The 6,383-nt window shown below is 70.0% G+C and carries 7 protein-coding genes and 2 pseudogenes; all 9 read right to left on the reverse strand.

Annotation, left to right across the window (positions count from 1 at the left end; translation table 11 throughout):
- Positions 1 to 551 (reverse strand): annotated as a pseudogene (locus HMPREF9710_RS28270) (hypothetical protein); the annotation flags it as partial.
- Positions 548 to 862 carry a hypothetical protein gene (locus HMPREF9710_RS17815; protein ID WP_005668608.1) on the reverse strand — a complete coding sequence of 105 codons (315 nt, stop codon included), beginning with the start codon at positions 860 to 862 and terminating at the stop codon, positions 548 to 550. The pseudogene HMPREF9710_RS28270 and the gene HMPREF9710_RS17815, both read right to left, overlap by 4 nt.
- Positions 855 to 1,244, reverse strand: coding sequence for a flagellar export chaperone FliS (fliS, locus tag HMPREF9710_RS17820; RefSeq protein ID WP_005668609.1), 390 nt, complete (start codon positions 1,242 to 1,244; stop codon positions 855 to 857). Before fliS ends, HMPREF9710_RS17815 begins: the two co-directional genes overlap by 8 nt.
- A gap of 15 nt (positions 1,245 to 1,259) precedes the next feature.
- Positions 1,260 to 2,657: a flagellar filament capping protein FliD gene (gene fliD, locus HMPREF9710_RS17825; RefSeq protein ID WP_005668610.1), complete on the reverse strand. Its 1,398-nt coding sequence runs from the start codon at positions 2,655 to 2,657 to the stop codon at positions 1,260 to 1,262.
- A gap of 31 nt (positions 2,658 to 2,688) precedes the next feature.
- On the reverse strand, positions 2,689 to 3,150 hold the full coding sequence (locus tag HMPREF9710_RS17830) for a flagellar FliJ family protein (RefSeq protein ID WP_005668611.1): 462 nt from the start codon (positions 3,148 to 3,150) through the stop codon (positions 2,689 to 2,691).
- 10 nt (positions 3,151 to 3,160) lie between these two features.
- The gene (gene fliI / locus HMPREF9710_RS17835; RefSeq protein WP_005668612.1) at positions 3,161 to 4,477 is read right to left on the reverse strand and encodes a flagellar protein export ATPase FliI; all 1,317 of its coding nucleotides are present in this window, start codon (positions 4,475 to 4,477) and stop codon (positions 3,161 to 3,163) included.
- Positions 4,474 to 5,148: a flagellar assembly protein FliH gene (gene fliH, locus HMPREF9710_RS17840; RefSeq protein WP_005668613.1), complete on the reverse strand. Its 675-nt coding sequence runs from the start codon at positions 5,146 to 5,148 to the stop codon at positions 4,474 to 4,476. The genes fliI and fliH overlap by 4 nt, the downstream gene beginning before the upstream one ends.
- The gene (locus HMPREF9710_RS17845) at positions 5,145 to 6,167 is read right to left on the reverse strand and encodes a FliG C-terminal domain-containing protein (RefSeq protein ID WP_005668614.1); all 1,023 of its coding nucleotides are present in this window, start codon (positions 6,165 to 6,167) and stop codon (positions 5,145 to 5,147) included. Before HMPREF9710_RS17845 ends, fliH begins: the two co-directional genes overlap by 4 nt.
- A pseudogene (locus tag HMPREF9710_RS28650) lies at positions 6,151 to 6,383 on the reverse strand (flagellar basal-body MS-ring/collar protein FliF); the annotation flags it as partial. The pseudogene HMPREF9710_RS28650 and the gene HMPREF9710_RS17845, both read right to left, overlap by 17 nt.

Consider the following 6,383-nt stretch of genomic DNA (forward strand, 5'->3'; position numbering starts at 1 on the left):
GTCAGGGCCGCGGCGTCCGCTGCGCCGCGGGCCGCGGCCTGAGGCTCGGCGTCGAGCGCCAGCAGGGCATGGGTGGCGGGTGCGGCGGAGGTCACGGCGGCGGCGTTGGCGCCGACGTTGGCGCCATCGTTGGCGGCGCCGGGCTTGGCGCCCGGCATCGCCATCATCATGGCCGGCAGCGCGGCCGGCGCCGCTTGCGGCGTGATCACGGACAGTGCGGCCAGTGCGGCATCGATCGCCACCGCATCCTGTGCGGCCGTGTCGTCCGGCTGGTCGGCGCCGGGGTCTTGCGGTGCGGCTTCGGGCACGGCGCCGTCGACCGGCAGCGCCGCGTCGGTCCCGGGCGCCACGTCGCCCAGGGTGATCCACTGCTGGAATGGCAGCACCTGGGCGGCCGGCTGCGGCGCCGCCGCGTCCGCCGGCATGCCCGGCTGGGCGCCATCAGGCGCGGCGGCCGCGTCGAGCGGGGCGCCGTTCGCGGCGACCTTGCCGGCGCTGGCGCCGACGGCATTCATGGCATTCATCGCGCTGTTCATGGAAAAGTTCATCATGGGGTGCTACCTGATTCGAGTTCGCCCGCGAGGGCATAGGCCATCCAGCCTTCCTTGTTGTCGCGCATCTCGCCCAGCTGGGCTTGCAGGTGCGACGCCGCATCGGCGCTGGCGCGGGCGGCGCCATCGTGGGCCGCGCGCAGCCGGGCCAGGGCGGCGCGTTCGCGCGCGCTCCAGTCTCCGCGTCCGGCCAGCGCCTGCAACTGCGGCCCGAGCGCGCGCGCCGCGCGTTCCAGCAGGTCCCAATCGGCGCCTGCGCTCGCGTCGCGCAGCTGCGTTGCCAGGCGCTCGATGGCGGCGCTCCTATCCATTGCGTTCCTGCACGCCTTTCCAGCCCTGGCGGATGGTGGTCAGGACCTGGATCACCTCGTCGACCATGGTGGGGTCGAGCTTGATGCCGGCGCCGTTCAGGCGGTGGGCGCAGAAGTCGTAGATGCGGGCCAGGTTGGCCACGGTCTCGCCACCGCTCTCGAAATCGAGCGAACTCGACAGGCCATTGATGATCTCGACGCACTTGTCGATGCTCTTGGCCTTGGCCTCGTAGCGGCGCGCCACGATGTGGGCGCGCGCGCGCGCCAGCTCGTCGAGCAGGCCGTCGGTGAGCAACAGGACCAGCTCGACCGGCGAGGCGCGCGACGTCTGGGCGTCCAGGTTGACGGCGTGGTAGCTGCCGTAGGCTTCCTGATAGGACATGATGGTGGGGCTCTCTTAGTCTTGGTCGTTGCCGAACAGGGCGTCGAACAGCGACACGTTATGGTTCATCACGCCCTGCATCGACTGCAGTTGCGTGAACTGGCGCAGGTAGCGGTCGTAGGCGGCCTTGTGCTGCAGGTCGAGCGTGGCCTGGCGATCCGCCAGCCGCGTCTGCAAGGTGCCGTTCTGGTCGCGGCGCTGCTTGATCTGGCCGTCGATGCCGTTGCTCCAGGATTTCAGGTATTTGTCGAGTTCGCCGGCGACGCCGGTCGGATTCGAGGCGGAGGCGGCGCCAATCACCGTATCGAGGCCGGTCGGGTTGCGTGCCAGCTGGGCCAGCAGGCGGTCCGAATTCACCTCGAGCGTGCCGCTGCGGGTGGCGATGATGCCGTAGGTGGCGAGCGATTCGCCGGTGCCCGGACGCAGCAGGGCGGCCAGGCGGTCCGCCAGCGCGCGCACGCCGCCGTCGCGGGCGAAGGCGCCGTCGTCGGCCGAGGTGGACGGGTCGTTGCCGGCGGTGAGCTTGGTCAGCGTGGTCTTGAGCTTGTTGAAGGCGTCGACGAAGGCCTGCACGTTGGCGAGGGTCGACGTGTTGTCGGGGCCCACCGTCAGCGAGACCGGGGCGGCGCCCGATGCCTGGGCCTTGGTGAAGGTCATCTTGACGCCGTCGATCGCGGTGAAGGTATTGCTGGCCTGGGTGATCGCGGTGCCGCCTTCGCCGCCGACGTGGATTTCGGCGTCGACCCCGTCGACCAGCGTGCGCAGGTTGCCGGCGCCGAGCTTGGCGGCGAGCGGGTTGCCGTCGAGGTCGCCTTGCAGGCCGCTGGCGTCGATCGTGATCTTCGAGGCGGCGCCGGTGTCCTTGGCGGTGAGCACCAGTTCCGAGGTGCCGTTGCCGGTGTTGACCACCGAGGCCACGACCTTGCCGTCGTTGCCTTCGGCGGCGTTGATGGCGGCCGCCAGTTCGCGCGGGGTCAGGTCGCGCGCGGTGGCGCCCAGGTCCACCTCGAACGACGTGCCGTCGACGCCGCCCATCTGGATGTCCAGCTTGCCGCTGACGCCGGTCGCGTTGCCCAGGCCCGCGTACGACACCTGGCTGGCCGCGGCCAGTTGCTTGACGAAGAAGGAATAGGTGCCGGCCGCCGCGGTGCTGGTGGCGGTGGCGCTGCCGATGGCGGCGTCGCCGAACACCGCCGACTGCGCGTACATGGTCTTGTTCAGGCCGGTGAGCGAAGACAGGCTGGTCTGGAATGCCGACAGCGCCGAGCTCAGGTCGGACAAGCCTTTTTCGGTGGCGCTGGCGGCCGTCGTCTGGGCGTTCAGGATCGCCTGGCGCGAAGCGATGTACTTGTCGGCCAGGTCGTTCGCGGTCGGGATCGGATCGTAGGTTGGTGCGGTGATTGCAGTTGCCATGCGTGCTCCTTGGTCTATTCGTGTGCGTCGTTCATGCCGCGGCCAGGCCGCCCGGTTTTCCGGCCATCCACGATTGGGTGGCGATATCGTCTTCGCGCTTTCTGGTGGCGCGCTCCTGTTCGACTGCCAGCGCATCCTGCTCGCGCACCAGCACCTTGCCCAGCAGCTCGCGCCGCACCCAGGCATCCTTCAGGCGGCCCTGCGCCACCGCCATGTTCGCTTCGTGCAGCGCCAGGTCGGTGCGGTGGCTGTCGGCCAGCGCCAGCACGCCTTGCTTGTAGGCGCCGCAGTTCAGGGCCAGCGCCGGATTGAGCGCCAGCGTGGCGCCGGACGCGCCGCTGCCTTCGGCCAGCAGCGCCAGGCGCTCCAGGTTGACCTGGTAGCGCACCCGGGTCGCTTCCTGGCTGGCCAGGTCGGCCTGCAGGCGGTCGACCTGGGTCGAGCGCAGCTGCACCAGGGTGTCGAGGCTGCGGATGGTGTTTTCTCGTTTCACGGTCCGGTCCTCACGCCATCATCGCGCTCAGGGCGGCGACGCAGCCGGCCATCGGCGCCGCCTCGCGCGTGCCCTGGCACAGGAAGGCTTCGATCTGCGGCTGCAGCTGCACCGCGCGGTCGGTTTCCGGATCGGCGCCCGGGACGTAGGCGCCGAGCGGGATCAGGTCGCGCACGCGCGCATGGCGCGCCATCGCGGCTTTCAATTTGCGCGCGGCCAGCGCGTGCTCCTGCGGCACCACCTGGGCCATGCAGCGCGAGATCGACTGGGCGACGTCGATCGCCGGATAGTGGCCGCGCTCGGCCAGTTCGCGGGTCAGCACGATGTGGCCGTCGAGGATCGCGCGCGCCGAGTCGACCACCGGATCCTGCTGGTCGTCGCCCTCGGCCAGCACCGTGTAGATGGCGCTCATGCTGCCTTGCGGATGTTCGCCATTGCCGGCCGATTCCACCAGTTGCGGCAGGTTCGAGAACACCGACGGCGGATAGCCGCGCGTGGCCGGCGGCTCGCCCAGCGACAGCGCGACTTCGCGCAGCGCCATCGCGTAGCGGGTCAGCGAATCGCACAGCAGCAGCACGTTCAGGCCGCGGTCGCGGAAGTGGGCGGCGATCGAATGGCACATCTCGGTCGCCATCACGCGCATCAGGGGGCTTTCGTCGGCCGGGGCCACCACCAATACGGCGCGTTTCAGGCCTTCCGGGCCGAGCGAGCGCTCGACGAACTCGCGCACCTCGCGGTTACGTTCGCCGATCAGGCCGACCACGATCACGTCGGCCACGGTCTGGCGCGTGATCAGGCCCAGCAGCACCGACTTGCCGACCCCGGAGCCGGCCATCAGGCCGACGCGCTGGCCCTTGCCGATGGTGAGCATGGCATTGATGGCGCGCACGCCGACGTCGAGCGGTTCCTCGACCGGCGCCTTCCTGAGGGGATTGACGCGCGGCGGGGTGGTCGACAGCGGCTGGTCGCCGCCAAGGCGGCCCAGGCCGTCGATCGGCTCGCCCAGGCCGTTGACCATGCGGCCCAGCCACGAAGGCCCGATCATCAGGTCGCTCTTGTCGGGCGTGGGCAGCACGCGCGCGCCGGTGGCCAGGCCGGCAGCCTTCTTGAACGGCATCAGGTACGACACCTTGTCGCGAAAGCCCACCACCTGGGCGTCGAGCCACTCGCCGTCGACGGTCTCGATGCGGCAGCGCTGGCCGGTGTGCAGGCGGCAGCCGACGGACTCCAGCAGGAGTCCCTGGGCGCCCACCAGGCGTCCGGTCGGCGTCGCCACCGGCACCGCGCCGATGTCGACCGCACGCAGGCTGTCGGCCAGGGCCATCATGCCGTCGGCTCCTCCGTCATGAGCTGGTCGTGGACCTGCTCCATCACCGCTGCCAGGCGACCCTGGCAGCCGGCGTCGACTTCATTGTCGCCGGCACGCACGCGGCACTCGCCCGGCTCCAGCGCAGGGTCGGGCAGCAGGGTCCAGGTGCGCGCGCGCTTGGGATCGAGTTCCTGCACCCGGCGCAGTTCTTCGGGGTTGAGGAACACCTCGACCTCGTCGCGCGACGGCGGCATCACGGCCAGCGCTTCTTCCACCAGCGCCAGCAGCTGCACCGGCTGCAGCGCCAGTTCGGCGCGGATCACCTGGCGCGCGATCTTGCCGACCAGTTCGACGACTTCGTTGCGCTGGGCCGCGCGCAGGTCGGCCTTGAGCTGGGACAGGCCCTCGAGCATGGCCTCGACCGGGCGCGCCAGCTCGTCGAAGCGCGCCAGCGCGGCGGCGCGGCCTTCTTCCATCCCGCGCTCGCGGCCCTCGGCCTCGCCGCGCGGATAGCCTTCGGCGCGGCCCTGGTCGAGGCCGGCCTCATAGCCTTCGCGCTGGCCCTGGCGATAGCCGTCGGCCAGGGCGCTCTGCCATTCCTCCTGCGAGCCCGCGCCGTTCGGGCCGGCCGGGCGCGCCGCGCTGAACTGGTGCAGCGGCGGGAAGTGATAGGACCTGAACTGCTTCATTCCGCGGTCGCCTCGGCAAACAGCTGGATGTCGATCTCGCCGGCGTCGGCCAGTTCCTTGACGGTGGCCATGATCTCGCGGCGGGTCTGTTCGATGCGCGACATCGGGATCGGGCCCGAACGGCGCATCAGGTCTTCGAAGCTCTGGGCCTGGCGGCGCGGCATCGCGGCCAGGATGGCTTCGCGCAGCGGCGCCTCGGCGCCCTTGAGCGCGATCGCCCACTGTTCCAGCGGCACGTCGTCGAGCAGGCGGGTGATGACCTGTTCGGTCTGGCGCGACAGGATGAAGAAGTCGTACATCGACATCTCGATCTGCGACACCACCTCGGGATCGTGGGCGCGCAGCAGTTCGACCATGCCGGCGCGGTTGTCCTGCAGGCGGTTGAGGATGTCGGCGACCTGGCGCACGCCTTCCACGCTGGCGCTTTGCGTATCCAGCGCGGCCAGGCAGCGGCCGACCAGCTCTTCGAGTTCGTGCAGCACGTCGCGGTCGATCTCGTCCAGGCGCGCCATGTTCAGCAAGACCAGCTCGCGGCCCTCGACCGGCAGCGCCTCCAGGATCTGGGAAGCCAGCGCCGGCGGCAGGAAGGCCAGGAACACGGCCTGCATCTGCACGTGCTCGCTCGAGACGAATTCGGCCAGCCAGCGCGGCGAGGCGTACTGCAGGCGCGCCATCATCGGGCGGATCGCATCGCCATAGATCGTATTGAGCACGCTGTTGGCGATGTCGCTGCCCAGCGCCAGGTCGAGCGAGCGCTTGAGGTAGCTGCGCGAGGCGCCGTGCAGGCCACTTTGCTGGCGGTAGTCGTCGAAGAACGATTGGAGCGCCGACTTGACGGCATCGACCTTGATGCCGCTCATGCGCGACATGACCTGGGTCAGTTCCATCAATTCGTCGCGTTCGAGGCAGCGCAGCACAGCGGCCGCCTGCTCCTCGCCGATCGACAGCAACACGATCGCGGCCTGTTCGACCGGCGTCAGGACGACGGCGTCGTCCTCAAAATTATTCTGGTCGGCCATGTTTTTTCTGTACCCATTGTTTGACGACTTCGGCAACGCGCTCGGGCTCCTTGCCGGCCAGGATCTTCAGGTGGTCGACCATGACGTCCACCGCGGAACCGCTCGGTGGCAGGTCGTAGTTCTCGAGCAGCGGGACCACGGCGCCGGGGCTGGTCGCGGTGGCGGCGTCCGGCGCGCCGAGGGCGGCCACGCCGGCAGGCAATGCGCCGGCCGCGG

Source organism: Massilia timonae CCUG 45783, from assembly GCF_000315425.1.
Taxonomy (GTDB): Bacteria; Pseudomonadota; Gammaproteobacteria; order Burkholderiales; family Burkholderiaceae_D; genus Telluria; species Telluria timonae.